Origin of the sequence: Frateuria sp. (genome assembly GCF_035944355.1) — a bacterium.
In the GTDB taxonomy this organism is placed as follows: Bacteria; Pseudomonadota; Gammaproteobacteria; order Xanthomonadales; family Rhodanobacteraceae; genus Frateuria_A.
Genome location: NZ_DASZBH010000008.1, coordinates 322674 through 347648, shown reverse-complemented (window position 1 = coordinate 347648; position 24975 = coordinate 322674). Strand labels below are relative to the sequence as shown.

Annotated in this window: 22 protein-coding genes and 1 pseudogene; 10 read left to right on the top strand and 13 right to left on the bottom strand. The window is 69.6% G+C overall.

What is annotated here, in order from left to right:
* Window positions 1-76: 76 nt before the first annotated feature.
* Complete coding sequence (locus VGU03_RS06370) at window positions 77-841, top strand: enoyl-CoA hydratase/isomerase family protein (protein ID WP_327479492.1); 765 nt, start codon at window positions 77-79, stop codon at window positions 839-841.
* A gap of 12 nt (window positions 842-853) precedes the next feature.
* Here the strand turns inward: VGU03_RS06370 and VGU03_RS06365 are convergent, their stop codons facing one another.
* The 3 genes and pseudogenes from VGU03_RS06365 to VGU03_RS06355 form a co-directional block, all read right to left on the bottom strand.
* On the bottom strand, window positions 854-1717 hold the full coding sequence (locus tag VGU03_RS06365; RefSeq protein ID WP_327479490.1) for a sulfurtransferase: 864 nt from the start codon (window positions 1715-1717) through the stop codon (window positions 854-856).
* Window positions 1714-2528: pseudogene (locus tag VGU03_RS06360) on the bottom strand (CoA pyrophosphatase). Before VGU03_RS06360 ends, VGU03_RS06365 begins: the two are co-directional and overlap by 4 nt.
* Window positions 2529-2589: 61 nt before the next feature.
* Window positions 2590-3297, bottom strand: a complete 708-nt coding sequence (locus VGU03_RS06355) for an FKBP-type peptidyl-prolyl cis-trans isomerase (RefSeq protein WP_327479488.1) — start codon at window positions 3295-3297, stop codon at window positions 2590-2592.
* Between the two features lie 147 nt (window positions 3298-3444).
* On the opposite strand from VGU03_RS06355, the gene VGU03_RS06350 reads away from it, so the two are divergent.
* Window positions 3445-4227, top strand: coding sequence for an enoyl-CoA hydratase/isomerase family protein (locus VGU03_RS06350; RefSeq protein WP_327479486.1), 783 nt, complete (start codon window positions 3445-3447; stop codon window positions 4225-4227).
* A 22-nt stretch (window positions 4228-4249) separates the two neighbouring features.
* On the opposite strand, the gene VGU03_RS06345 is transcribed toward VGU03_RS06350, so the two are convergent.
* From VGU03_RS06345 to VGU03_RS06325, 5 genes are all read right to left on the bottom strand, one after another.
* Window positions 4250-5173, bottom strand: a complete 924-nt coding sequence (locus tag VGU03_RS06345; protein WP_327479484.1) for a DUF1684 domain-containing protein — start codon at window positions 5171-5173, stop codon at window positions 4250-4252.
* Window positions 5174-5251: 78 nt separating this feature from the next.
* The gene (gene mutL / locus VGU03_RS06340; protein WP_327479482.1) at window positions 5252-7075 is read right to left on the bottom strand and encodes a DNA mismatch repair endonuclease MutL; all 1824 of its coding nucleotides are present in this window, start codon (window positions 7073-7075) and stop codon (window positions 5252-5254) included.
* A 133-nt stretch (window positions 7076-7208) separates the two neighbouring features.
* Window positions 7209-8696: an N-acetylmuramoyl-L-alanine amidase gene (locus tag VGU03_RS06335; RefSeq protein WP_327479480.1), complete on the bottom strand. Its 1488-nt coding sequence runs from the start codon at window positions 8694-8696 to the stop codon at window positions 7209-7211.
* A 161-nt stretch (window positions 8697-8857) separates the two neighbouring features.
* The gene (gene tsaE / locus VGU03_RS06330) at window positions 8858-9316 is read right to left on the bottom strand and encodes a tRNA (adenosine(37)-N6)-threonylcarbamoyltransferase complex ATPase subunit type 1 TsaE (protein ID WP_327479478.1); all 459 of its coding nucleotides are present in this window, start codon (window positions 9314-9316) and stop codon (window positions 8858-8860) included.
* Window positions 9313-10803, bottom strand: coding sequence for an NAD(P)H-hydrate dehydratase (locus VGU03_RS06325; RefSeq protein WP_327479476.1), 1491 nt, complete (start codon window positions 10801-10803; stop codon window positions 9313-9315). Before VGU03_RS06325 ends, tsaE begins: the two co-directional genes overlap by 4 nt.
* A 53-nt stretch (window positions 10804-10856) precedes the next feature.
* Between VGU03_RS06325 and queG the strand changes: the two genes are divergently transcribed.
* Entirely contained in the window at window positions 10857-11930 is a 1074-nt protein-coding gene (queG, locus tag VGU03_RS06320) for a tRNA epoxyqueuosine(34) reductase QueG (protein ID WP_327479474.1), read from the top strand.
* A gap of 91 nt (window positions 11931-12021) precedes the next feature.
* Here queG and pgi read toward each other — a convergent pair whose 3' ends face one another.
* Together pgi and panD are read right to left on the bottom strand one after the other, a co-directional pair.
* Window positions 12022-13650: a glucose-6-phosphate isomerase gene (gene pgi, locus VGU03_RS06315; RefSeq protein WP_327479472.1), complete on the bottom strand. Its 1629-nt coding sequence runs from the start codon at window positions 13648-13650 to the stop codon at window positions 12022-12024.
* Between the two features lie 342 nt (window positions 13651-13992).
* Window positions 13993-14379 carry an aspartate 1-decarboxylase gene (gene panD, locus VGU03_RS06310; protein ID WP_327479470.1) on the bottom strand — a complete coding sequence of 129 codons (387 nt, stop codon included), beginning with the start codon at window positions 14377-14379 and terminating at the stop codon, window positions 13993-13995.
* Between the two features lie 220 nt (window positions 14380-14599).
* On the opposite strand from panD, the gene metG reads away from it, so the two are divergent.
* The 3 genes from metG to nth are packed head-to-tail and all read left to right on the top strand — an operon-like array spanning window position 14600 to window position 17972.
* Entirely contained in the window at window positions 14600-16693 is a 2094-nt protein-coding gene (gene metG / locus VGU03_RS06305) for a methionine--tRNA ligase (protein WP_327479468.1), read from the top strand.
* 23 nt (window positions 16694-16716) lie between these two features.
* Complete coding sequence (locus VGU03_RS06300; RefSeq protein ID WP_327479466.1) at window positions 16717-17334, top strand: RnfABCDGE type electron transport complex subunit B; 618 nt, start codon at window positions 16717-16719, stop codon at window positions 17332-17334.
* The gene (gene nth / locus VGU03_RS06295) at window positions 17331-17972 is read left to right on the top strand and encodes an endonuclease III (protein ID WP_327479464.1); all 642 of its coding nucleotides are present in this window, start codon (window positions 17331-17333) and stop codon (window positions 17970-17972) included. The genes VGU03_RS06300 and nth overlap by 4 nt, the downstream gene beginning before the upstream one ends.
* A gap of 14 nt (window positions 17973-17986) precedes the next feature.
* Here the strand turns inward: nth and VGU03_RS06290 are convergent, their stop codons facing one another.
* From VGU03_RS06290 to VGU03_RS06280, 3 genes are all read right to left on the bottom strand, one after another.
* Complete coding sequence (locus VGU03_RS06290) at window positions 17987-18775, bottom strand: sulfite exporter TauE/SafE family protein (RefSeq protein WP_327479462.1); 789 nt, start codon at window positions 18773-18775, stop codon at window positions 17987-17989.
* 46 nt (window positions 18776-18821) lie between these two features.
* A complete protein-coding gene (locus VGU03_RS06285) occupies window positions 18822-19247 on the bottom strand; it encodes a TIGR01244 family sulfur transferase (protein WP_327479460.1) in 426 nt (141 codons plus the stop codon).
* Window positions 19248-19465: 218 nt separating this feature from the next.
* On the bottom strand, window positions 19466-20722 hold the full coding sequence (locus tag VGU03_RS06280) for a porin (RefSeq protein WP_327479458.1): 1257 nt from the start codon (window positions 20720-20722) through the stop codon (window positions 19466-19468).
* A 432-nt stretch (window positions 20723-21154) separates the two neighbouring features.
* Here VGU03_RS06280 and rnt point away from each other — a divergent pair, with 432 nt between their 5' ends.
* The 4 genes from rnt to pstA all read left to right on the top strand — a co-directional run bounded on the left by rnt (window position 21155) and on the right by pstA (window position 24970).
* Window positions 21155-21814, top strand: coding sequence for a ribonuclease T (rnt, locus tag VGU03_RS06275; protein ID WP_327479456.1), 660 nt, complete (start codon window positions 21155-21157; stop codon window positions 21812-21814).
* 137 nt (window positions 21815-21951) lie between these two features.
* The gene (gene pstS / locus VGU03_RS06270; protein WP_327479454.1) at window positions 21952-22986 is read left to right on the top strand and encodes a phosphate ABC transporter substrate-binding protein PstS; all 1035 of its coding nucleotides are present in this window, start codon (window positions 21952-21954) and stop codon (window positions 22984-22986) included.
* A 113-nt stretch (window positions 22987-23099) separates the two neighbouring features.
* Window positions 23100-24107: a phosphate ABC transporter permease subunit PstC gene (pstC, locus tag VGU03_RS06265; protein WP_327479452.1), complete on the top strand. Its 1008-nt coding sequence runs from the start codon at window positions 23100-23102 to the stop codon at window positions 24105-24107.
* Window positions 24107-24970, top strand: a complete 864-nt coding sequence (gene pstA, locus VGU03_RS06260) for a phosphate ABC transporter permease PstA (RefSeq protein WP_327479449.1) — start codon at window positions 24107-24109, stop codon at window positions 24968-24970. Before pstC ends, pstA begins: the two co-directional genes overlap by 1 nt.
* Window positions 24971-24975: the final 5 nt, after the last annotated feature.

The window sequence follows — 24975 nt, the reverse complement described above, 5'->3', positions numbered from 1 at the left end:
GGGGAAGGCCATGACCACCGGGCGGGGGCAAACCTGCAACACCCCCGCGCACAGTTAACGACCCAAGGACCCCGCCATGCTCGACATCCTTCCCCACGACGGCGACATCGCCGAGATCCGCCTGGCGCGGCCGCCGGTCAACGCGCTGAGCTTCGAACTGCTCACGATGCTGCGCGATGCCATCGAACAGGCCCCGCGCAACGGCGCGCGCGGCCTGGTGCTGTCCGGCGCGCAGGGCATGTTCTCGGCAGGCGTGGATGTGCCGGCGCTGCTGCAGCGTGACCGCGCCGGCGTGCGCGAGTACTGGCGCCAATTCTTTTCCGTCGGTTCGGCGCTGGCGACTTCGCCCATTCCGGCGGTGGCGGCCATCACCGGCCACAGCCCGGCGGGCGGCGCGGTGATGTCGCTGTTCTGCGACTACCGCGTGATGGCCCAGGGCCCATTCCGCATCGGCCTGAACGAGGTGCAGGTGGGACTGGTCGTGCCCGATTGCATCCAGATGGCGTTGCGCCGCGTGGTCGGACCCTATCGAGCCGAGCGGCTGATGGTGGCCGGCACCATGATCGAATCGGAACAGGCGCTGGCCTGCGGCTTCGTCGACGAACTGACCGGCGTGGACCAGGTGGTCACCCGGGCGGTGCGCTGGCTCGGCGACCTGCTCGCGCTGCCCACGCACGCCATGCTCAGCACCCGCGAACTGGCCCGCGCCGACCTGCGCGCCACCTGGCGGGACGTCGATGCGTTGCCGCTGGATCAATTCGTGGACGCCTATTTCCACCCCCAGACGCAGGCGACGCTGCAGCAGCTGGTGGCTCGGCTGAAAGCCAAGAGCGCGGGCTGAGGCGGCGCCGCTTCAGCCCGTAGCCACGGGCCGCGAGGGATCGCTCACCCAGCCGCTCCACGACGGCGCGTACAGCCGCGATCCGTGCAGCCCGGCATGCTCCATCGCCAGCAGGTTGTGGCAGGCGGTGACGCCGGAGCCGCACATGTGCACCACCTTGTCCGGTGGCGTATCGCCGAGCACCGCGGCGAACTCCGCGCGCAGTTGCGCGGGCGGCTTGAAGCGGCCGCTGGCGTCGAGGTTGTCGGCATAGGGACGGTTCAACGCGCCGGGCACGTGGCCGGCGGCGCGGTCCAGCGGCTCGCTGTCGCCGCGGTAGCGCGCCGCCGCGCGCGCATCGACCAGCACCGGCGCCGGCGCCGCATGCAGCGCGGCGTGGTCGGTGATCGCCTGGCCTGCATCGAAACGCAGATCCACCTGCGTCGCCGTGCGTTCCACCGTGCCGGTTTCCAGCGGCAACCCGGCCGCGCGCCAGGCGGCGAGGCCGCCATCGAGCACGGCCACTTCGCGCGCGCCCGCCAGGCGCAGCAGCCACCACAGCCGCGCCGCGGCCAGCGCGCTGCTGCCGGCGTCATAGGCGACCACTTGCAGGCCGGGGCGCCAGCCCCAGCGGCCGAGCGTGGCCGAGAAGGCCTGCTCCAGCGGCAGCGGATGGCGGCCCAGGCCTTCGCCCTGGCGGCCCAGGTCGGAGAGGTCCTGTTCCAGGCTGGCATGCACCGCGCCGGGAATGTGGCCTTCGCGGTACTCGCGCTCGGGCTTGCCCGGATCGGCGGCGCCGGCGCCCGCCGGATCGGCGCGGCAATCGACAATCAGCACCTGGTCCGGCGGCAGCGCGGCCAGTGCGGCCGCATCGATCAGCGTGGTGTGCAGGCTCATGCGTGTCCCATCCGTTCGAGCAGGTTGAGCAGCATCGCGGCGGTGGCGCCCCAGATGCGATGGCCGCCGTGGACGAACTCCACCATCGCGCGCCGATGGCCGCGATAGTCCATCACGTAGCGGCGCAGGTTCGACGGTTCAAGGAAGAATGCGAACGGCACCTCGAAGACTTCCGCCACTTCGGCCGGCGTCGGATACAGCACCGCCGGTTCGGCGATGCGCGCCACCACCGGGGTCACGCAATAGCCACTGATGGTTTCGAAACAATCGAGGAACCCCAGCGGCGCCACATGCGCGGGCGCCAGGCCGATCTCCTCTTCGCTCTCGCGCAGCGCGGTCGCGACGGCGTCGGTGTCTTCCGGGTCCTGCCGGCCGCCGGGAAAGGCGACCTGCCCCGCGTGCGATTGCAGGTGCGCGGTACGCACGGTGAACACCAGCCGCGGCTGTACGCCCTCACGCACGCCGATCAGCACCGCGGCGGGACGGCGCGGGGCGTCGCCCAGCAGGTCGGCCATCTGGGCGTGGTTCCAGCCCGGTGCTGCAGGCGGATCGCTGAGCGGCCGCAGCACGCCATGCAGCGCGTCGAACAGGCGCCCGGCTTGGCGGTCCTGCACGCCGTCCATCACGGCCTCGCGCGCGCGGGCAGGATCTCGCGCATGTAGCGCAGGCGTTCGGCCTCGTCCATGCCGCGCCAGCGCGCGATCTCCTCGCCGGTGCGCAGGCAGCCCTCGCACCAGCCGCGCGCGTCCAGCCGGCAGATGCCGATACAGGGCGTGAGGGGGGCGATGGTGGCGGGATCGTACGTGGACATCAGCGGAATGGTAGCCGATGCCGGTCCCGGCGCCGTGGAGGATGCGTCGATCGGCAGCGGGCTACGGTTTGATGTCGAGCAGTTCGATCTCGAACACCAGCGCCTCGTTCGGCCCGATGCGCGGCAACTGCCCGCGCTCGCCGTAGGCCAGTTGCGGCGGAATCACCACTTTCCAGCGATCGCCCACGTGCATGCGCGGGATCACGTCCTGCCACCCGGGGATCACCTTGTCGACCTGGAAGGTCACCGGCGCGCCATGCGCCCAGGAGCTGTCGAACTCGGTGCCGTCGACCAGCATGCCGCGGTAGTTGACCGTCACCGTGCTGGTGACGGTGGGACTGGCGTTGCCCTTGCCCTGCGCCAGCACGGCGTACTGGATGCCCGACGGCAACTGCACCACGCCCGCGCGCTGGCGGTTGCGCGCCATGTAGTCGGCGCTCTTGCGCGCATTGGCGGCGGCGATGTGCTTGAACTCGGCCACCGCGTCGGCGTGCATCTGCTGCTCCAGGTGCTGGAGCTGGTCGTGCATGTCCTGCATCGAGACGGCCGGATGGCGCTTGGCATAGGCGTCGGCCATCGCCTTCTGCACGGTGGCCAGGTCCACGTCCGGGTCGCCGCCGGCGAACTGGCTGCCGATCTGGTAGCCGATCGCGTAGGAAAGCTTGTGCTTGTCCAACCTGACCTGCGAGGCGGGCGTGGCGCGGTCCTGCGCATGCACGGCGCTTCCCAGCAACAACATGCCTAGCGCCAGCCCACCCAGTCGTGTCATGCCTTGCCTCCATCATGGACGGAACCGACATGCTAAGCGCAACGGCGGCCCCCTGCAGCGCCGTGGCCGGCGCGTGGCTTGGAACCCCGGAGGCGGCAAAGGTTCCCGCTGCTACCATGCGCGTCTTCCCCTTTCCGGAGCGCCTGCATGGCCTATCGCAACCTGGAAGTCGCCAACCGCGGGGCGGTGCGCATCATCACCGTCAACCGGCCCGACAAGCTCAACGCGCTCAACCGCGACACGCTCAACGAGCTGACCCTCGCTTTCACGCAGGCGGCCCAGGACGACGCGGTACGCGCGGTGGTGCTCACGGGCGCGGGCGAGAAGGCCTTCGTCGCCGGTGCCGACATCGCCGAGATGAACGGCTACTCGAGCGTGCAGGCGCAATCGTTTTCGCGCACCGGGCAGCGCCTGATGAGCACGATCGAGCGGCTGGGCAAGCCGGTGGTCGCGCGCGTCCAGGGTTTCGCCCTGGGCGGCGGCATGGAGCTGGCGATGGCCTGCCACCTGCGCGTGGCCAGCGAGAAGGCCAAGTTCGGCCAGCCGGAAATCAATCTGGGCCTGATCCCCGGCTTCGGCGGCACCCAGCGCCTGATTCGCCTGGCCGGTCGCAGCGCCGCGCTGGAACTCTGCCTGACCGGCGCGCCGATCGGCGCGCAGCGTGCCTATGAGCTAGGCATCGTCAACCGCGTGGTGGCACCCGAAGCGCTGGACGAAACCGTCGACGCGCTGGCCGACCAGTTGGCCGCCGCCGCGCCGCTGGCGGCCGCCGGCATCCTCGACGCGGTGCTGCAGGGCGGCGAAACCGCGCTCGACCAGGGCCTGGAGTTCGAGACCCAGGGCTTCGCGCTGATGTTCGCCACCGAGGACATGCGTGAGGGTACCCGCGCATTCCTGGGAAAGCGCAAGGCGGCGTTCAAGGGCGCCTGAGCGGCGCGCAGCCCCTGAGCTTTCAGTGGTGCCCGCCGGCGTACTTCTTCTCGCCGGCGGTCACCGCCACGTCCAGCCGGTTCTCCGGCGGCGCCAGCGGACAGGTGGCGAACGGGGTGAAGGCGCAGGGCGGGTTGTAGGCCTGGTTGAAATCGAGCACCAGCTTGCCCGGCTTGTCCAGCCCGCCCGCCGGCAGCGCGGCGTAGAGGAAGCGCGCGGCGCCGTAGGTCTCTTTGCCGGAGGTGCGGTCGGCCAGCACGAAGAACAGTTCGCCGCCCGGCTCCTCCTGGTAGGGCAGCAGCTCGAGCGTGTGGCCGTTGCGGTGGAACACCGCCTTGCCCGGCACCTTCACCGTATCGATGGTGCCGATCACCGAACCGATCTGAAGCTCGTGCGCCGGCACGAAGGGCACCCAGTCGGCCTCGATGCGCCAGGACGGGTCGATCGGGAAATAGTCGATGCCGGAAAAGTCGCGGCGCGCCTCGGCGTCGGCGTCCTTCACCCGCAGCGCCTTGCGGCCGTCGCGCTCGATCACGTAGAAGCTGGCCTGGCCGAAGCGCACCGTGGTCGGCGCGGCGCCGGCGGCCGTGTGCATGTCGTCGATTAGCGCGGCGCGCTCGACGGGCTTGCCGTCGACGGTGGCGCCGCTGCCGCTGGCCAGCGCGATCTGCGTGCCGCCGTCCGCCGCCAGCGTCACCGTGCCCAGGTGGGCCGGGCCGGCCTTGAGCACGATGTCGTTGTCCGATGCGCTGCCGACGCGGTTGGCGCCCTCCTTCAGCCACTCCAGGCCGATCAGGCTGAGCCAGCCGTCCGGCGCGGTCAGCCGCGCCACGCGGTCGGCGCGCCACTGCTCGATCTCATGGGTGTAGGACGCGGGGGTTCGGGCGACGGACACGGTGGCGACTCCGGAAAGCGTGGCAAGGAGGAAAGCGGCGACTCGCAACATGGGGACGGTCCGCGCAGAGGGAAGCATGGACGAGTATGGGTGGCCAAACGCGCAGCCGGCAAGCGGCCGGGCGCAGGCTCAGCGGCCGCGCAGGAACAGCTTGTCCAACTCGCCCAGCGATAGTTGCGTCCAGGTCGGCCGGCCATGGTTGCACTGGCCGGAGCGCTCGGTCGCTTCCATCTCGCGCAGCAACGCGTTCATCTCCGGCAGGGTCAGTCGGCGTCCGGCGCGCACCGAGCCGTGGCAGGCCATGGTGGAGAGCAGTTCGTTCTCCAGTTCCTGCAGGCGGCGCGAGCTGCCGTGCTGGGCGAGTTCGGCCAGCACGTCGGTGGCGAGCCTACCGACGTCGGCGCCTTCGAGCAGCGCGGGTATGCGCCGCACCACCACGGTCGAGGGCCCGCTGCGCGAAAGCTCCAGGCCCCATTCGGCCAGCGCCTCGGCGTGTTCCTCGGCGGCGGCCGCCTCCTTCGCGCTCACCGACAGGTTGAGCGGCACCAGCAGCAATTGCGAGCGCAGGTTGCTGCAGGCGCGGCCGGCCTTGAGCTTTTCGTAGGTGATGCGCTCGTGCGCGGCGTGCATGTCCACCAGCACCAGGCCGTGCGCATTCTCGGCCAGGATGTAGATGCTCTTGAGCTGGGCGATGGCGAAACCCAGCGGCGGGGCCACGCCCTCTTCCACCTCGGGCATCGACACCGGCATCGCCGTGGCGGCCGCGGCGCGCGGCGCCTCGCCCAGCAGCGCGGCGTAGTCCGCCAGCGGCTCGTCGCGCACGCCCAGCGCCAGCCGGTTCTGCTCGGCGCGCAACGGCCACGATGCGACATGGGCGAGCGCGGGCACGCCGGGCGCGGCGCCCATGATCAGGCGCCCCTCCTCGGCGTGCGCCTGCGACTCCACCTGCCCGGCCCGCGTCTGCGCCAGCGCCTCGTGCAGACTGCGGAACAGGAAATCGTGCACCAGCCGCTGCTCGCGGAAGCGCACCTCGTGCTTGGCCGGGTGCACATTCACGTCGACCCCTGCGGGGTCCAGCTCCAGGTACAGCACGAAGGCCGGATGGCGGCCGTGGAACAGCACGTCGGCATAGGCCTGGCGCACCGCGTGCGCCACCACGCGGTCGCGCACCAGCCGTCCGTTGACGTAGAAGAACTGGCCGTCCGCCTGCGCGCGCGAGGCGGTGGGAAGCCCGACCCAGCCCGAGAGCTGCATGCCGGCGGCCGCATGGGCGATCTTGAGGCTCTGCGCGGGAAAGTTCTCGCCCAGCACCTCGGCCACGCGGGCCAGCGCGGAGGCATCGTCGCGGCAGGCCTTGAACAGGCGCAGCGGCTTGCCGTTGTGGCTCAGGCGGAACTCCACCGTGCGCCGCGCCAGCGAGAGCGACTTGAGCAGGTCGTCGACGTGCGCGAACTCGGTGCGCTCGGCGCGCAGGAATTTCCGCCGCGCCGGCACGTTGAAGAACAGGTCGCGCACCTCGACGCTGGTGCCGACCGGATGCTGCGCCGGCCGCACCGGCTGCATGCGCCCGCCGTCGACTTCCAGCCGGAACGCGCTGTCGGCATCGCGCGTGCGCGAGGTCAGCGCGAAGCGCGCGACCGAGGCCACCGAGGCCAACGCCTCGCCGCGGAAGCCCATGCTGGCCACGTGCTCCAGGTCGTCGAAGCTGCCGATCTTGCTGGTGGCGTGCGAGGCCACCGCCAGCGGCAGTTCGTCCGGCGCGATGCCGCCGCCGTCGTCGCGTACGCGGATCAGTCGCGCGCCGCCCTGTTCGATGTCCACCTCGATGCGCGTGGCGCCGGCGTCGAGGCTGTTCTCGACCAGCTCCTTGACCACCGAGGAAGGCCGCTCGATCACCTCGCCGGCGGCGATCTGGTTGACGAGGTCGGGAGGAAGCTGGCGGATGACGGGCATCGCGCAAGCTTAAAGGGTGCGATCGGCGATGCCCACCGATGCCTCCCCAGGCACGAGCGCTAGCACGCGGGATGCCGGTTCGCCTTCCCCGCTCGGCAAGAGAAGGCTTGAGGACGAGGATGTGGGGTCGTCGTCAGCCGGCCGGAATGGCCAGCACCATGCCCGTCTGCACCGAATTGCCGTTGATGCGATTGGCGCTCTTGATCGCGTGCACGCTCACGCCGTACTGGCGGGCGATGCTGCCCAGGCTCTCGCCGTGCGCGACCCGGTGCAGGTCGCGCACGTCGGCATCCGCACGCTCGGCGTGGGCAGGCTTGGTCGGCATGGCGGGCCTGGCGGCTTCGGCCAGCATGCCGTTGCGGCGCATCGCCTGTGCCGCGAACCAGGTGCCCCGCGGCGGGGTGGATTCGAAATAGTTGCGCACGCCGCCGGTCACCGCCGCCGCCAGCTGACGCTGGTGCGCGGGATCGCGCAGCTTGCGCTCCTCGGCCGGGTTGCTGATGAAGGCGGTCTCGACCAGGATCGAGGGCACGTCCGGCGAGCGCAGCACGACGAAGTTGGCGTGCTCGACATAGCCGCGATGGGTCGGCCCGAGCTGGCCCAGCGCCTTGAGCACGTTGCCGGCGATCGATTCGCTGGCCTGGATGGCGTAGCCCTGCTGCAGGTCCAGCAGCACCGCGGCGAGGCTGTCGTCCATGTTATCCAGCGAAACGCCGCCGATCAGGTCCGCGCGGTTCTCGCGGTCGGCCAGCCAGCGCGCCGCCTCGGAGGTCTTGCCGCGCGGCGACAGCACCCACACCGACGAGCCTCTGGCGTCGCCGCTGGTATAGGCGTCGGCGTGTACTGAGACGAACAGGTCCGCGTTCTGCTCGCGCGCGATCTGGTAGCGGCGTTTGAGCGGAATGAAATAGTCGCCGTCGCGGGTCAGCACCGCCTTCATGCCGGGCTGCTTGTTGATCTCCGCGGCGAGCGCCTTGGCGACGGCCAGCGTGACGTTCTTTTCCAGCGTGCCGCCGGGACCGTGCGAGCCGGGGTCCTTGCCGCCGTGGCCCGCGTCGATCGCGACGATCACCTTGCGCTCGCCGCCGAGCAGCATCGCCGCCTGCCTGGCGCCCTTGCCCACGCTGCCGGTCGGCTTGACCGAGGCCAGCGCGGTGGCGCGGCCGTCGTCCTCGTCCGCGGCGGGTGTGGCCGCGACCGTGGCCGGTGCCGGCTTGACGGCGCCCGTGCCCGGATAAAGGTCGAGCACCAGCCGATAGCCGCGGTCGCCGTCGGGCTTGAGCAGGAAGGTCTTGGGCTGCGCGCCAGCCGCGGCATGCGCCACCAGTTGCAGCGCCTCGCCGTCGCGGCGGCTGTCCAGGCCCTTGAGCAGGCCGCGGGCCGCGGGCCGTTCGAAATCGCTGGCCAGACTGCCCTTGCGCAGATCGAGCGTGACGGTGTCGCCGTCACGGCCGAGCTTGTAGTCGACCGGCCCGGACAGGTCGAACACCACGCGGGTGTAGGTGGGGCCGGCCCAGACGCGTGCCGACTCGACGTCGGCCGCGTGGGCGAGGCGCAGGGGCAGCATGGCGGCAAGGGCCACCAGACCAAGAGTTCCCAGGCGCGCGAGCGGACGTGTCATGGCGCCGCATTGAAACCCAGCAAAACCGGGATTGCAAGGGTTTTCCCTTGAATTTCCATAACCTGCGCTGCATTCGTCAGAGCCGCTCAAGGTATGGTCAGCGAGCAGCGCCGTAGCGGGACATTGACAGCGACGGGCTTTTTCCCTTTTGCGCTCGTGACTTAGCCTGCACCCAGGCGCGCCAGCACGGCCTCTCCGCGGGCGTTGCGCACCTCGGCGCGGGCACGCCGCCCCAGGCCGGCGTGCTCCAGATGCAGCACCAGGTCGGCCGCCGGCAGGGCGCCCGCGCCACGCTCGGGCCACTCCACCAGCACCAGCGCGGCAGGGTCGCCGAGCGCGTCCAGCCCCAGCCACTCCAGCTCGCCCGGATCGGCGATGCGGTAGAGGTCCAGGTGCCAGGCGGTCAGCGGGCCGGCGCGGTACGACTCCACCAGACTGTAGGTCGGGCTCTTGACCCGCTCGCCCACGCCCAGCGTGGTGAGCAGCGCGCGGGCGAAGCTGGTCTTGCCGGCGCCGAGGTCGCCATGCAGATAGATCACCAGGCCGCCGTCGATGGCGGCGGCGAAGCGTTGCGCCAGCGCCGTGGTGGCGGTTTCGTCGGGAAGGGTCCAGTCGCTCATGCGTCCAGTCCGTTGAGCAGGCGGCGCAGCGGCGCCAGGAGGTCGCTGGCGAGCAGGCCGCGCTCACCTCCGCGCGCGGCATGGTCGCCGGCGCGCGCATGCAGGCAGACGCCCAGGCGGGCGGCGTCCCGGGCCGTGCAGCCCTGCGCCAGCAACGCCGCGACCAGGCCGGTGAGCAGGTCGCCCATGCCGCCGGAGGCCATGCCGGGGTTGCCCCATGGACAGACGTCCAGACGCCCATCCGGATCGGCGACCAGCGAGCCCGCGCCCTTGAGCACCGCCACGGCGCCGAACCGCCCTGCCAATGCGCGGGCGGCGCCGAAACGATCGCGCTCGATCTGGTCGACGGAGCAGCCGAGCAACCGCGCGGCCTCGCCCGGATGCGGCGTGAGGACCACCTGCCGCTCCGCATCGAAACGGCGCGGCTCGGCGGCCAGCAGGTTCAGGCCGTCGGCATCGAGCACCAGCGGCAGACGGCTGTCCAGCGCGGTCAGCCACAGCGCGTGGCCCCAGGCGCCCTGCCCCAGGCCCGGTCCGACCGCGAGCACGCTGGCGCGCTCCAGCAACGGTTCCAGCGCCTGCGGGCCGTTGACCGCATGCGCCATCAGTTCGGGGCGTGCCGCGTTGAGCGCCACCAGGTGTTCCGGCTGGGTGGCCACGCTGACCAGCCCGGCGCCGCCGCGCAGCGCCGCTTCGCCGCACAGGCGGATCGCTCCGGCCGTGCCGTGGTCGCCGCCGACGGCGAGCACATGGCCATTGCGGCCCTTGTGCGCGTCGCGCGGGCGCGGCGGCAGGGCGGCCGCTTCGAGCAGGCGCGCGTCGGGCAGCGCTGCCTGCCAGAGGCTCTCGGGCAACCCCAGCGTGGCGAGCTCGACCCTTCCCGCGCAGGCGGCGGCCTGGCCGGTATGCAGCCCACGCTTGGCGGCAATGAACGTCACCGTGAGGTCGGCCCGTACCGCGGCGCCGGGACAGTGGCCGGTATCGGCGTTCAGGCCCGAGGGCACGTCCAGCGCCAGCACGGGCACGCCGCTGGCGTTGATGCGCTCGATCAGGACCGCTGCCGCCGCTTGCGGCGGGCGGTCCAGGCCGGTGCCGTAGAGTGCGTCGACGTATACGTCCGCCGCCGGCAGCGCGCCGGTTGCCGCCCAGCGCAGCACCGGTACGCCGCCCTGCTCGCACGCATCGCGCGCGCGCGATGCGTCGCCGCCTTCCTCGCGGGCATCGGCCAGCGCGAAGGCCGTAGCGTCCAGCCCCGCTTCCCGGGCGAGCAGCGCCAGCAGGAAACCATCGCCACCGTTGTTGCCCGGGCCGCAGAACACGGCGACGCGCCGCGCCTGCGGCCAGCACCGCCGCAACCCGGCGAATGCGGCCTCCGCCGCCCTGCGCATCAATTCGTAGCCGGGAATGCCCAGCGCTTCGATCGCGTGCCGGTCGAGCGCCCGCACCTGGGCGACGGTATAGAGGGCATGGCTGTGCGGCGAGGTCATCGGTCCGATTATAGGGTCGCGTCCGGGAGCGCGGCCGCACCTACAATGGCGCCATGTCCGTCCCCTCCCCCGATTACGCCGCGCTTGCCCGCGACATCAAGCGATGGGCGCGCGAACTGGGTTTCGCACAAACCGCCATCAGCGGCGTCGAACTGGGCGAGGACGAGGCGCACCTGGAGCACTGGCTGGGCGAAGGCCACCACGGCGCGATGGAATACATGGCGCGCCACGGCAGCCGCCGCAGCCGCCCGGCCGAACTGGAGCCGGGCACGCTCAGGGTGATCTCGGTGCGCATGGACTACCTCGCGCCGGGCACCCGCCATGCCTGGGACGTGCTGGCCGACGGCGAGGCCGGCTACGTTGCGCGCTACGCCTTGGGCCGCGACTACCACAAGCTGATGCGCAACCGGCTGCAGAAGCTGGCCGAGCGCATCCACGCGGCCATCGGCGACTTCGGCCACCGCGCCTACGTGGACTCCGCGCCGGTGCTGGAGAAGGCGCTGGCGCGCAACGCGGGACTGGGCTGGATCGGCAAGCACACCGTGCTGATCAACCGCGATGCCGGCTCCTACTTTTTCCTCGGCGAGCTCTACACCGACCTGCCGCTACCCGTCGACGCGCCGGCCAGCGCGCATTGCGGCAGTTGCACCCGCTGCATCGACGTGTGCCCGACCCAGGCCATCCTCGGGCCCTACAGGCTCGACGCGCGCCGCTGCATCTCCTACCTCACGATCGAACTGAAAGGCTCGATTCCCGAGGAGCTGCGCGTACCGATGGGCAACCGCATCTTCGGCTGCGACGACTGCCAGCTGGTCTGCCCCTGGAACAAGTTCGCGCAGGACGCCACCGAGCCGGATTTCGCGCCGCGCCACAGCCTGGACGGCGCGAAGCTGGTGGAGCTGTTCGGCTGGAGCGAGCAGGAATTCCTGCGCCGCACCGAGGGCATGGCGATCCGCCGCACCGGCTACGAGGGCTGGCTGCGCAACATCGCCGTGGCGCTGGGCAATGCGCCGTCGTCAGCGGAAGTGATCGCCGCACTGGAGGAGCGGGCCGGTGATCCGTCGGCCGTCGTGCGCGAGCACGTCGCCTGGGCGCTCGCGCGCCACCGCGAACAAGCCCACCGCTGAGCCGCATCCCGCTCCCTCCCCGCAACGCAGGGAAAGGCGCCAACCGTCACGAAAGAACTCCGCAAACGCGGGCGCGTTCGATGCACCTGCCTCAGCGGCGGCGCTCGCGGATTGCTCCGATCAGCGCACAGGTGGCCGCGTCCAGCGGCGGCACGTCCGAGGACTCGCCGCGCAGCGCCGGCAGGATCTGCCGCGCGATGCTCTTGCCCAGTTCCACGCCCCACTGGTCGAACGCATTGATGCCCCACAGATGGGCGAGCAGGAACACCTTGTGCTCGTACAGCGCGATCAGCGCGCCCAGGCTCTTGGGATTGAGCGCATCGAGCAGGATCACCGAACTGGGACGGTCCCCCGGGAAGGTGCGCTGCGCGGCAAGCTCACGGCCACCGGCAGGCTGTTCGGCCAGCGCCTCGTCGGTGGTCTTGCCCAGCGCCAGCGCGGCCGCCTGCGCGAGCAGGTTGGACAAGAGCGCATCGTGGTTGCCCTGCAGCGGATGCGCCGGGTTGACGACGCCGATCAGGTCCAGTGGCACCACCTCGGTGCCCTGGTGCAGCGCCTGGAAATAGGCGTGCTGCGCGTTGGTGCCGACGCTGCCCCACACCACCGGCACGGTCGGCTGGCCGACCGGCGCGCCCTGCGGCGTCACCGACTTGCCCAGGCTTTCCATCTCCAGCTGCTGCAGGTAGCTCGGCAGGTCGGCCAGCAGGTCCGCGTAGGGCACCACGGCGCGCGAAGGGAAACCCAGCACGTCGCGGTTCCAGATCTCGGTGAGCGCCAGCAGCGCCGGCAGGTTCTCCTGCCAGGGCGCGCTGCGGAAGTGGTCGTCCATGCCTGCGCCGCCGGCCAGCACCGCGCGGAAGCCCTCCATGCCGATCGCCAGCGCCAGCGACAGTCCCACCGCCGACCACAGCGAGTAGCGCCCGCCGACGAAATCCCACATCGGGAAGATCTGCTTCAGCGGCACGCCCCAGCTGCCGGCCACCTCGGTGTTGGCGCTGACCGCCACGAAATGGCGCGCCACCATGCGCTCGTCGCCGTTGCATGCCTCGGAAATCCAGCCACGCAGCACGTTGCCGTTGAGCAGCGTCTCCTGCGTGGTGAAGGTCTTGGAAACCATCACCACCAGCGTGGTCTTCGGGTCCAGCCGGCTGATCAGGTCGTAGGCGGCCTGGCCGTCGACGTTGGTGAGGAAGTGGCTGCGTAACCGTGGCGTGCGGAACGGCGCCAGCGCGGCGACCGCCAGGCGCGGCCCCAGGTCCGAGCCGCCGATGCCGATGTTGACGACGTCGGTCACGGTGTCGGGCAGGCCAAGCGCCGCCTGCTTGCCGGCGTGGACCGCGTCGACCAGTTCGCCGATGCGTTCCAGCGTCGATTCGATCTCGCGCCGCGCCTCGGCCGGCGCGGGCGAGGCCAGCGACGAGCCGCCCGCGCGCAGGGCGGTGTGCAGCACCGCGCGGTCCTCGGAGGTGTTGATCGCCTCGCCGGCGAACATCGCATCGCGCGCCGCCTGCCAGCCGCTCGCCTCCAGCTGCGCGCCCAGCGCATCGAGCGCCTGCACGTCGAGCTTCTGCCGGCTCAGGTCCAGCAGCAGAGACCCTGCGCGATGGCGCAGCCGCGCGCCGCGCGCCGGGTCGGCGATCAGCGTGCGCAGGTGGGTCTGCGCGAGGCGGCGGTGATGGTCGGCGAACAGCGAGGCATACGTCGGGACGTTGGCGGGCATGGGCTGGCGCGTCGGCTGGGTAAGCCTTGCATCTTAAGCCGAGCGGACGTTAGGAACACGTCGGTTGACCACACGGACAAGGCGGTCCCCGAGGCCCTCCCTGCGGCGCAGGAGGGTGAGCCGAGGACGGGCATTGCCGCGCCGCTCGTCGCACATGCCTCCCCCAGCGAACGCGGGGGAAGGTGCCGATAGGCGGATGGGAGCGCTCTTGGGCGGATATAAGGTGGGCCTTTCGCAAGGCCTCCCCGTCCGCCCTTACTCGCCTCGGGCCGGCTTCGCCGTTCCGCCGGAGCTCCTGCGCCGGCGGTCAGGGTCCTTCCCGTCAACGGGGAAGGACCAGGATCAGGCCGCCGCCATCTGCTTGGGGATCGAGCGGTTGGTGTGCGAGATGCGGTTGGCCGCATCCACGTACACCAGCGTGGGCTGGAACTTCTCCAGCTCCGCTTCGTTCAACTGGGCGAAGGCGGCGATGATGACCAGGTCGCCCTTCTGCACGCTGCGCGCGGCGCTGCCGTTGACCGAGATGATCCCGGAGCCTTCCTCGGCGCGCAGCGCGTAGGTGACGAAGCGCTGGCCGTTGTTGATGTCCCAGGCGTGGATCTGCTCGTACTCGCGAATGCCCGCGGCATCCAGCAACAGGCCGTCGATCGCGATCGAGCCCTCATAGTGCAGCTCGGCATGGGTGACCGTAGCGCGGTGGATCTTGGCCTTGAGCATGTTCAGGTGCATGACGGATGTATTTCCAGCAGGAACAGCCTGCGAGCGCCAATTATCGAGCCGGCGACGCTGCATCGCAACATCGAGCTCCGTGGCCGCGTTGGTCCTTACTTCGGGTCGGGTGTCCCGGCCGCCGCAGCCCGATCGTGGCCTTGCGTTTCGGCCATCCAAACACCGAGCGGCACGGCGCCGCATGCCATAATGCGCGATCCCGTCGCAACGCCCGTCTCCCATGACCCGCCGTCTCCTCGTCACCAACGCCCTGCCCTACGCCAACGGCCCGCTGCACCTGGGCCACCTGCTGGGCTACATCCAGGCCGACATCTGGGTGCGGGCACAGCGCATGGCGGGCAGCGAGGTGGCCTACGTCTGCGCGGACGACGCCCACGGCACACCGATCATGCTGGCGGCCGAGAAGGCCGGCATGACCGCCGAAGCGTTCATCGAGGTCGTGCGCGCCGACCACGAAGCCGACTTCGCAGCCTTCGGCGTGGCCTTCGACCACTACCATTCGACCCACTCGCCGGAGAACCGCGAGCTCGCCACACTGATCTACACGCGCCTGCGCGACGGCGGCTTCATCGCGCGACGAGACATCAAGCAGCTGTTCGATCCGGAAAAGCAGATGTTCCTGCCGGACCGCTACATCAAGGGCACCTGCCCGCGCTGCGGCACGCCCGACCAGTACGGCGACAACTGCGAGAACTGCGGCGCCACCTATGCGCCCACCGACCTGATCGAGCCCTATTCGGTGGTCTCCGGCGCGGCACCCGTGCTGCGCGATTCGGAGCACTACTTCTTCGAGCTGTCCAAGTTCGAGGCGCTGCTGCGCGACTGGTTCGCCGGCCGCCACACCGAAGGCCGGCCGGTGGCCAACGCCGGCGTGGCCGCCAAGCTGCGCGAATGGCTGGACGGCGGCCTGAAGGACTGGGACATCTCGCGCGACGCGCCCTACTTCGGCTTTCCGATCCCCGACGCGCCGGGCAAGTTCTTCTACGTGTGGCTCGACGCCCCGGTCGGCTACCTGGCCAGCTTCAAGGCGCTGTGCGACCGCACTGGCCTGGAGTTCGACGACTTCCTGGCGCCCTCCAGCCGCGCCGAGATGCATCATTTCATCGGCAAGGACATCATCAATTTCCACGGGCTGTTCTGGCCGGCGATGCTGCACGGCGCCGGCTTGCGCACGCCCACGGCGCTGCACGTCAACGGCTACCTGACCGTCAACGGCGCCAAGATGTCCAAGTCGCGCGGCACCTTCATCCAGGCGCGCACCTACCTCGACGCCGGCCTGAATCCGGAATTCCTGCGCTACTACTTCGCCTGCATGCTGAACGACGCGCCGGTTGACGTGGACCTTGACCTGAAGGCCTTCGAGGAACGGGTCAACTCGCACCTGGTCGGCAAGTGGGTGAACATCGCCAGCCGCACGGCGGGCTTCGTCCACAAGTTCTTCGGGGGCCGCCTGGCCGAGCGCTTCGGCGCCGCCGAGCAGGCGCTGTGGCACACGCTGCTGGAACACTACGACGGCGTCGAAGCGCTCTATGACGCGGGCGACTTCGCCGAGGTCAGCCGCCGTTTCGTGCTGATGGCCGACCTGGTCAACGGCCACATCGCGGCCACCGCACCGTGGGCGATGGCCAAGGACGAGTCGCGCCGCGGGGAGCTGCACCAGGTGTGCTCCTTCGCCATCGCCGCGTTCCGCTTGCTGGCCGGCCTGCTCAAGCCGGTGCTGCCGGCCACCGTCGCCGCGGCCGAAGCCTTCCTCGACGCGCCGATCGCCAGCTTCGACGATGCGCGCGCCGAACTGCACAACCACGCGATCGGTCCCTTCGAGCCTTTGCTCGGCCGCATCGATCCCAAGCGCATCGAGGCGATGGTCGAGGCCTCCAAGGAATCGCTCGCGCCCGTCCCCGCGACCGCCCCCAAGTCCATCAAGGAAGCCCGCAAGCCCATGACCGAACCCGTCCCGCCCGCAGCCGACGCCTCCGCCGCCGCCACCGTTTCCATCGACGACTTCGCCAGGCTCGACCTGCGCGTCGGCAAGGTGACCGCCTGCGAGTTCGTGGAAGGCTCCGACAAGCTGCTGCGCTTCGAGCTGGACGCCGGCCCGCTGGGCACGCGGCAGATCTTTTCCGGCATCCGCGCCGCCTACGGCGAGCCGGACAAGCTGGTCGGCCGCAACGTGGTGTTCATCGCCAACCTGGCGCCGCGCAAGATGCGCTTCGGCCTGTCCGAGGGCATGATCCTGTCCGCCGGCGACGGCGGCAGCGACCTGTTCCTGCTCGATGCCGACCAGGGCGCCAGGCCCGGCGCCACGGTGCGCTGAGCCGTCAAACCCGCGACGTTCCAGTGGCTGATCGCCCCACCCTCGCCGACCGCATCGATGCCCTGCTGCCGCAGACGCAATGCGAGCAGTGCGGCTTCCATGGCTGCCGCCCCTATGCCGAGGCCATGGCGCGCGGCGAGGCGCCGATCAACCGCTGCCCGCCGGGCGGCGCGGCAGGCATCGCGAAGCTGGCCGCGTTGCTGGGCACGCCGGTGCTTGCGCTCGATCCCGACCACGGCGTGGAAAAGCCGCGCATGCTGGCGCGCATCGTCGAAGCCGACTGCATCGGCTGCACCAAGTGCATCCAGGTTTGCCCGGTCGACGCCATCGTCGGCGCGGCCAAGCTGATGCACACCGTGTTGCCCGACGACTGCACCGGCTGCGAGCTGTGCGTGCCGGCCTGCCCGGTGGACTGCATCGTGCTCGAGCCGATGCCCGCCGGGCAGGTTCAGAGTACGGCGCACGCCGATGCGGCCCGCACGCACTTCGAGCGCCGCGAGGCGCGCCTTGCACGCGAGCGTGCCGAACGCGAAGCGGAGCTGTCCGCCCGCAAGGCGGCGGTCGACGCGCCGGCCTCGCCGCAGAATCCGGTACTGGCCGCGCTGGCCCGCGCCCGTGCCAAGCAAGGTGCCGGGACATGAAACGCGCCGACGTCGTCGAGCTGTTCACGCGCCTGCGCGAGCTCGACCCGCATCCGACCACCGAACTCGAATACCGCACGCCGTTCGAGCTGCTGGTCGCCGTGGTGCTCTCCGCACAGGCCACCGACGTCGGCGTCAACAAGGCCACGCGCAAGCTCTATCCGGTCGCCAACACGCCGCAGGCGATCCTCGCGCTGGGCGAGCAAGGTCTCAAGCGCTACATCAGCACGATCGGCCTGTACAACGCCAAGGCGAAGAACGTGATCGCGCTCTGCCGCATCCTGGTCGAGCAGCATGGCGGACAGGTGCCGCGCACGCGCGAGGCGCTGGAGGCGCTCCCTGGCGTGGGCCGCAAGACCGCCAACGTGGTGCTCAACACCGCCTTCGGCGAGCCCACCATCGCGGTGGACACGCACATCTTCCGTGTTTCCAACCGCACCGGCCTGGCGCCCGGCAAGGACGTGCGCGCGGTGGAGGACAAGCTGGAGAAGGTGGTGCCGGCGGAGTTCAAGAAGGACGCGCACCACTGGCTGATCCTGCACGGCCGCTACGTGTGCAAGGCACGCAAGCCGGACTGCCCGATCTGCCCGATCCGCGACCTGTGCCGGTACAAGCACAAGACGCCGCCGGCGCCGTAGCCGTCCATCCGGGGCTACCCCCGCAAGGCCTGCGCCGAACGGTAGAGCATGTAGATCGCCACCAGCACGATCACACAGGCAAAGACCAGGTTGAGCGCGCCGCGCGTGCGCGACAGACGGTGCGCCCCCAATGCGCCGAGCCAGCCGCCGATCACCCCGCCGCCGATGAACTCGGCCGCGATGCGCCATTCGACCAGGCCCGAGGCGGCGTAGTTGCCGGCCGTGGTCAAGGCGAAGGCTCCCACCGAAAACAGCGAGGTGCCGATCGCGTTGATGATCTCCATGCCGCTGGCGAACATCAGCCCCGGCACGATGAGGAAGCCGCCGCCGATGCCGAAGAAACCCGACAATCCGCCCGCGGCGAGGCCCACCGCACCCAGCCGCGGGACGGCGTGGGGCAAGGGATAGCGATCCGGCCCGCCGCCGCGGCGCCCGCGCAGCATCAGGAACGCCACCAGCAGCATCAGCAGCGCGAACAGGGCCAGCAGGCGATGCCCGTCGATCGCCTTGCCCACGCTGGAACCCAGCCAGGCGCCGGCCACGCCGGCGGCGGCGAACACGAACGCCGCGCGCCAGCGCACGTGGCCCGAGCGCGCGTGCGGCCACAGGTTGGCGAAGGCATTGGCCGACACCGCCAGCGCGCTGGTGCCGATGGCCATGTGCGGATCGCGCACGCCCACCACGTAGAGCAGCAGCGGCGTGGCCAGGATCGAGCCGCCGCCGCCGATCAACGCCAGCGAAAAACCCACGGCCGAGCCGCACACCACCGCCAGCAGCTCGCCGGCCTCGGCGGAAAGGATCATGCCGCCACCCGTGCTCGACCCGATGCGCAGGCCAGGGCCGGGGTGGTCAAGCGCCCTGCTCCGCGTGCAGTTGCGGCACGAGGCCGGCAAGGTCGTAGCCCGCTTCGCCGGCGATACGCACCAGGTCGTCCACCGGGGCGTGCCGGGCGGCCTGCAGGGCCCATAACGACGTCGAGCGCGTGCCGGTACGGCAGAAGGCCAGCACCGGTGGCGGCATCTCTCCTAGCGCCTGCGCCATGGCGTCGATGGCGGCCTGGTCGTACCGGCCGGGCACGACGGGAACGTAGCGATAGGCCAGACCCTGCCGGGAGGCGGCTTCGGCCAGCGCAGCGTGCGTGGGTTGGTCGTCCGCTTCGTGGTCAGGACGATTGTTGATCACGCTGCGGAAACCGGCGGCGGCGATGGCAGGGAGTTCCTCCGGCCGGATCTGCGGCGCGACACTGACCTGGGCGGTGAGCTGGCGGATGGGCATGGCGGCGGCCTCCAACGGGACCGGCCGGACAATAGCAGTACTGCCGTGTGCGCCGCAGGGAATCCGCAGCAGCCCAAAAAAAATAACGGCGGGCCTATGGCCCGCCGTCGTCCCTCCCTGGGTAGAACTCCTTTCCGATAACCGCTCCTTGACGCGGAGCAAATGATCCATGCTCCGCGTGAAGGTTTGCTCAAGGCTCGGCGGATGCCGTCTCCACCTTAGAACGCGACCTCGCCGTAAACGCCGATCTCGTTGGTCTTGACGTTCTGTACATGCGGCGGCACCGGCGTGGTGACCGAGTGGTCGGCCTTCTCGTGCTTCCACACGCCGGCCAGCTTGAAGCCCTTGGTCACCTGGTACTGCAGGCCGAGGTTGTAGTAGACGTCCTTGGACTGGCGATCGATGTCGCGGCTGAGCTTGGCGTTGTCGTAGCGGGCGAAAAGCGCCAGCTCGTCGGTGAGCGCCACCGAACCCCACAGCGAGTAGCCGTCTGCCTTGTCCGCCACCGGGCTCAGCACCAGGCTGCCCCAGTCCTTGGCGGTGAAGTACTCGGCACCCACGCGCACGGTCTTGTCGGCGTAGGCGACCATCACGTCGCCGCGCTGCGCGGTATGCGGCGCGCTGATGTTCTGGGTTTCCTTGCCGAGATGGCCGCTGTAGCCGCCGACCGCGACGATCATGCCCTCGAACGGCACGAAGCCGACGCGGCCTTCGACGTCCACGCCCTTGCTGCGGCTGGGGTTCTTGTAGCCGCCGCCGTTGACCACGGACACCGCATAGTTGGCGTACTTGCTCTCGCCGATGTCGCCGCCCAGGTGCAGGCCCCAGTCGGCCGAGTTGGCGTACTTCAGGCGGTCAGTGGTGGTCGGCTCGACGTAGCGGAAACCGTAGAAGCTTTCCACGAACGGGATCCACGGCATGTCGGCCGAACCGATGCGCAGCACCGCGGCCTGGTCGAACTTGCCCTGCACGTAGGCCTTCTTGATGAACAGGTTGGTCTCGCCGTCGTTGGCCGCGTAGTTGAAGTCGGTGGTGAGGTTGGCCGACCAGATGTCGTTGAACTTGTGGTCCACGCCCAGGTAGAAGCGCTTGACGTCGATGCCGGTGCCCGAGGCGTCGGTCTTGCCGGTGTCGCTGTTCTTCTGGTTGATGTTGGAGAAGTCGAAGTACATCTTGCCGGAGACGGTGGTGTTGGCCAGCGCCTTGTCCAGCGAAGAGGAGGCGGTGGTCTGCGCCTTCTGGATCGCTTCGATGTTCTGCCCGGTGCTCACGTTGATGTCGGACTGCGCATCGGTGCGCTGTTCCAGTTCAGCCACCTTGGCCTGCAACGCGGCCAGCTGGGCCTTGAGCTGCTCGACCTCGGCGTTGCGCGCAGCCGACGACTGCGCATCCTGCGGGGCCGGTGCCGCATGCACACCGGCGCCTGCCAGGCCCAAACCGGCGGCGATCGCCACCACGAGCATCTTCGAACGCATGTAATTCTCTCCACTGTTGGTAGAAACCACTCGACCGCCCCCTTCGATCCTGGATGGCCAAGCAGGGACGGGCGGCAGGATGCGGCACGCTTTTTACGGTTCGATGCCGTTTGCGTTACAGAAATTTGACACCCCGTCATGAACGGCGGCCATGCCATCGGCGGGCAACGCCGTAGCGCCGTACGTCTACACGTTCTGCCTTCATTAGCCCCACGCCTGCGACTGGCTGGCCAATGCCCGGTCAAGGAGAACCTTCGCCGACGACGCCTGCAGGGTGACCCTCGCGGCATGGGCCGGTCTGGACCTGATGCGTCGGGGCAAAATCCATGCGCTTGGCGTGACGCCGGGCCCGCTTGGGCACGGGCGGGCGCCTGCGCCCAGCATACGGATGCAAGGCGACGCTTACGTCAAGACCGCTGTTATCCTTCCCGGATGGATTTTCCCAGCAACAGCATGGCCGCCCGCATGTGCGAGCGGTTTCGCGGCTTTCTGCCGGCCATCGTGGATGTGGAAACCGGCGGCTTCGATGCCGAGCGGGACGCGCTGCTGGAGATCGCGGTGGTGACGCTGGCGATGGATGGCGATGGCTATCTGCACCCCTGCCCGGCGGTGTTCACCCATGTCGAGCCCTTTCCCGGCGCACGCATCGACCCGCGCTCGCTGGAGATCACCGGCATCGACCCGGACAACCCGCTGCGCGGCGCCCTTTCCGAGCGCCAGGCACTGGATCACGTGTTCGCGCCGGTGCGCCGGGCAATGCGCGAAAGCGGATGCCAGCGCGCGGTGCTGGTCGGCCACAATGCCGCCTTCGACCTGGCCTTTCTCAATGCAGCGGTACGTCGCTGCGACTACAAGCGCAATCCGTTCCATCCTTTCAGCTGTTTCGACACGGCAACGCTGGGCGGCCTGGCCTACGGCCAGACCGTGCTGAGCAAGGCGGTGCAGGCCGCCGGCCATGCCTTCGATGGCCGCGAAGCGCACTCGGCCATCTACGACGCGGAGCGCACCGCCCAGCTGTTCTGCTCTATCGTCAACCGCTGGCGCCGACTGGAAACGCTCGAGCGCGGCCAGGCCGGAGTGACGCTGCCTTGACGGGTGCCGGATGACGCTTGCAGGCGGCGTGTCATCAGGCTGAAACATTCATCTCATTTCATTGCAACACGCCTGACCTCAAATTGCGCCCGCCGGGAATCCGCCCGCGACGCATCCCTTCGAGAGGACCGACCGTGTTGAACGCAACCACTACCGTTACCCGTCTCGGCACGGCCGCCGTGCTGGCCGCCGCTACGCTGCTGGGCGCCAACGCCGCGCAGGCCACCGACATCACCGGCGCCGGTTCGAGCTTCGTTTATCCGGTACTGTCCCGCTGGTCGGCGCAGTACGCGCAGGCCACCGGCAACCAGCTCAACTACCAGTCGGTGGGCTCGGGCGCCGGCATCGCGCAGATCAAGGAAGGCACCATCGACTTCGGCGCCTCCGACGCGCCGATGAAGGCCGATGACCTGGCCAAGTTCGGCCTGGGCCAGTTCCCGGTGGTGGTCGGCGGCATCGTGCCGGTGGTCAACATCGCCGGCGTGCAGGCCGGCCAGATCAAGCTCGACGGCGCCACGCTCGCCGACATCTTCCTGGGCAAGATCAAGAACTGGAACGACCCGAAGATCGCCGCGCTGAACAGCGGCCTGGCCCTGCCGGCCGGCAAGATCACGGTCGTGCACCGTTCCGACGGCTCGGGCACCTCGTTCAACTTCACCAACTACCTGTCCAAGGTGAGCCCGGAGTGGGCCTCCAAGATCAAGTTCGGCACCGCCGTTGACTGGCCGGCCGGCGTGGGCGGCAAGGGCAACGAGGGCGTGTCGCAGTACGTCAAGCAGATCAAGGGCTCGATCGGCTACGTCGAATACGCCTATGCGGTGAAGAACAAGATCAGCTGGGTGGACCTTAAGAACGCCGCCGGCAACGTCGTGTCGCCCAGCGCCGACAGCTTCGCCGCGGCCGCCAGCACCGCCGACTGGGCCAGCGCGAAGGACTTCAACCTGATCATGACCAACGCCCCGGGCGCCAAGGCCTGGCCGATCACCGCCACCACCTGGGTGATCATGTACAAGAAGCCCAAGAACGCCGAGCACAGCAAGGTCGCCTTCGACTTCTTCAAGTGGGCGCTGGAGCACGGCCAGGCCCAAGCCAGCGCGCTCGACTACGTGCCGCTGCCTTCGGCCCTGGTGCAGAAGATCGAGGCCTACTGGGCCGCGGAATACAAGCACTGAGCGCCATCACCCGGCTTCCCCGCGCGGGGAAGCCGGGCCCGGCTCGCCATCACCCACCGCCGTCATTCCCGTTTTCGCGGGAATGACGTCCGGTTTTCTACGGCTCCTTTTTGATGTCGACGCTTCCAGTCACTGCCGTCACCGAACAGCGCGCCGCGCGCGACGCCCGCCACGACCGCCTGTTCGCCGGCCTGCTGAAGACCTGCGCGCTGATCGTGCTGGCGGCGCTGCTGGGCGCCGCGTTCGCCACGCTGTGGGGTGGCCGCGGCGCCTTCGGCACCTTCGGCTGGCATTTCCTGGTCAGTTCCGCCTGGGACCCGGGCAACCAGAACTACGGCGCGCTGGTGCCGGTCTACGGCACGCTCGCCACCTCTTTGATCGCGCTGCTGATCGCCGTGCCGGTGAGCTTCGGCATCGCGCTGTATCTCTCGGAAGTCGCGCCGCGCTGGCTGCGCACGCCGGTGGCCTCGGCGATCGAGCTGCTGGCCGGCATCCCCTCGATCATCTACGGCATGTGGGGCCTTTTCATCTTCGCCCCGTTCTTCGCCGACCACATCAAGCCCTGGCTGACCAACTACCTGGGCAATAGCCCGGACGACGGCCATCCCTCGTGGGTGGCCACGCACGTGCCGTTCGTGGGCAAGCTGTTCGCCAGCGACTATCCCTTCGGCGCCAGCATCCTCACCGCCGGCATCGTGCTGGCGGTCATGATCATCCCGTTCATCTCCTCGGTGATGCGCGAGGTGTTCCAGACGGTGCCCACGCGCCTGAAGGAGTCGGCCTATGCGCTGGGCTCGAGCACCTGGGAGGTGGTCTGGGACATCGTGCTGCCCTACACGCGCTCGGCGGTGATCGGCGGCGTCTTCCTGGGGCTGGGCCGCGCGCTGGGCGAGACCATGGCGGTGACCTTCGTGCTGGGCAACGCCATGGAGCTGTCTGCCTCGTTGCTCGATCCGGGCGCATCGATCGCCTCGACCATCGCCAATCAGTTCAGCGAGGCGGTGGGCCTGCAGAAATCCGCGCTGATGGCGCTGGCCTTCCTGCTGTTCGTGGTGACCTTCATCGTGCTGCTGATCGCGCGGCTGATGCTGCGCCGGCTGGCCAGCCGGGAGGGCCGCTGATGAACGCGCTGTACCTGCGCCGCCGCGCCACCAACGCCATCGCGTTGGCGCTCGGCACTGCCGCCACCCTGTTCGGACTGGCCTTCCTGGCCTGGATCCTGTGGGCGACCCTGCGCCAGGGCATCGCGGCGCTGGACTGGAAGCTGTTCACCAAGATCACCGCCTACGGCGACCAGGGCGGCCTGTCCAACGCGATGGTCGGAAGCCTGATCATCAATCTGCTCGGCATCGTCATCGCCACGCCGATCGGCGTGCTGGCGGGTACCTGGCTGGCCGAGTACGCCCACCGCACCAGGCTGGGCGAGAGCATCCGTTTCTTGAACGACATCCTGCTGTCGGCGCCCTCGATCGTGATGGGCCTGTTCGTCTACACCATCATCGTGCTGCCGAGCACGGTGCTGACCCACGGCAACACCACTTTCTCGGGCTTCGCCGGCGGCGTGGCGCTGGCGCTGATCGCGCTGCCGGTGATCGTGCGAACCACCGACGAGATGCTGCGGCTGGTGCCCTCGACCCTGCGCGAGGCGGCACTGTCGCTGGGCATACCGCAATGGAAGCTGACCTCGCAGGTGCTGCTGCGCGCGGCGCGCTCGGGGATAGTCACCGGCGTGCTGCTGGCGCTGGCCCGCATCAGCGGCGAAACCGCGCCGCTCTTGTTCACCGCCTTCGGCAACAACTTCATGACGCTCAACCCGCTGGATAAGATGTCCACCCTGCCCCAGGTGATCTACCAGTACGCCAACGATCCGGGCGAGACGATGCACGCGCTGGCCTGGGCCGGCGCCTTCGTGGTTACGCTGTTCGTGCTGCTGCTGAGCCTCGTCTCCCGCCTGCTGCTGTCCCGCAAGGTGTCCCATGATTGACCGCT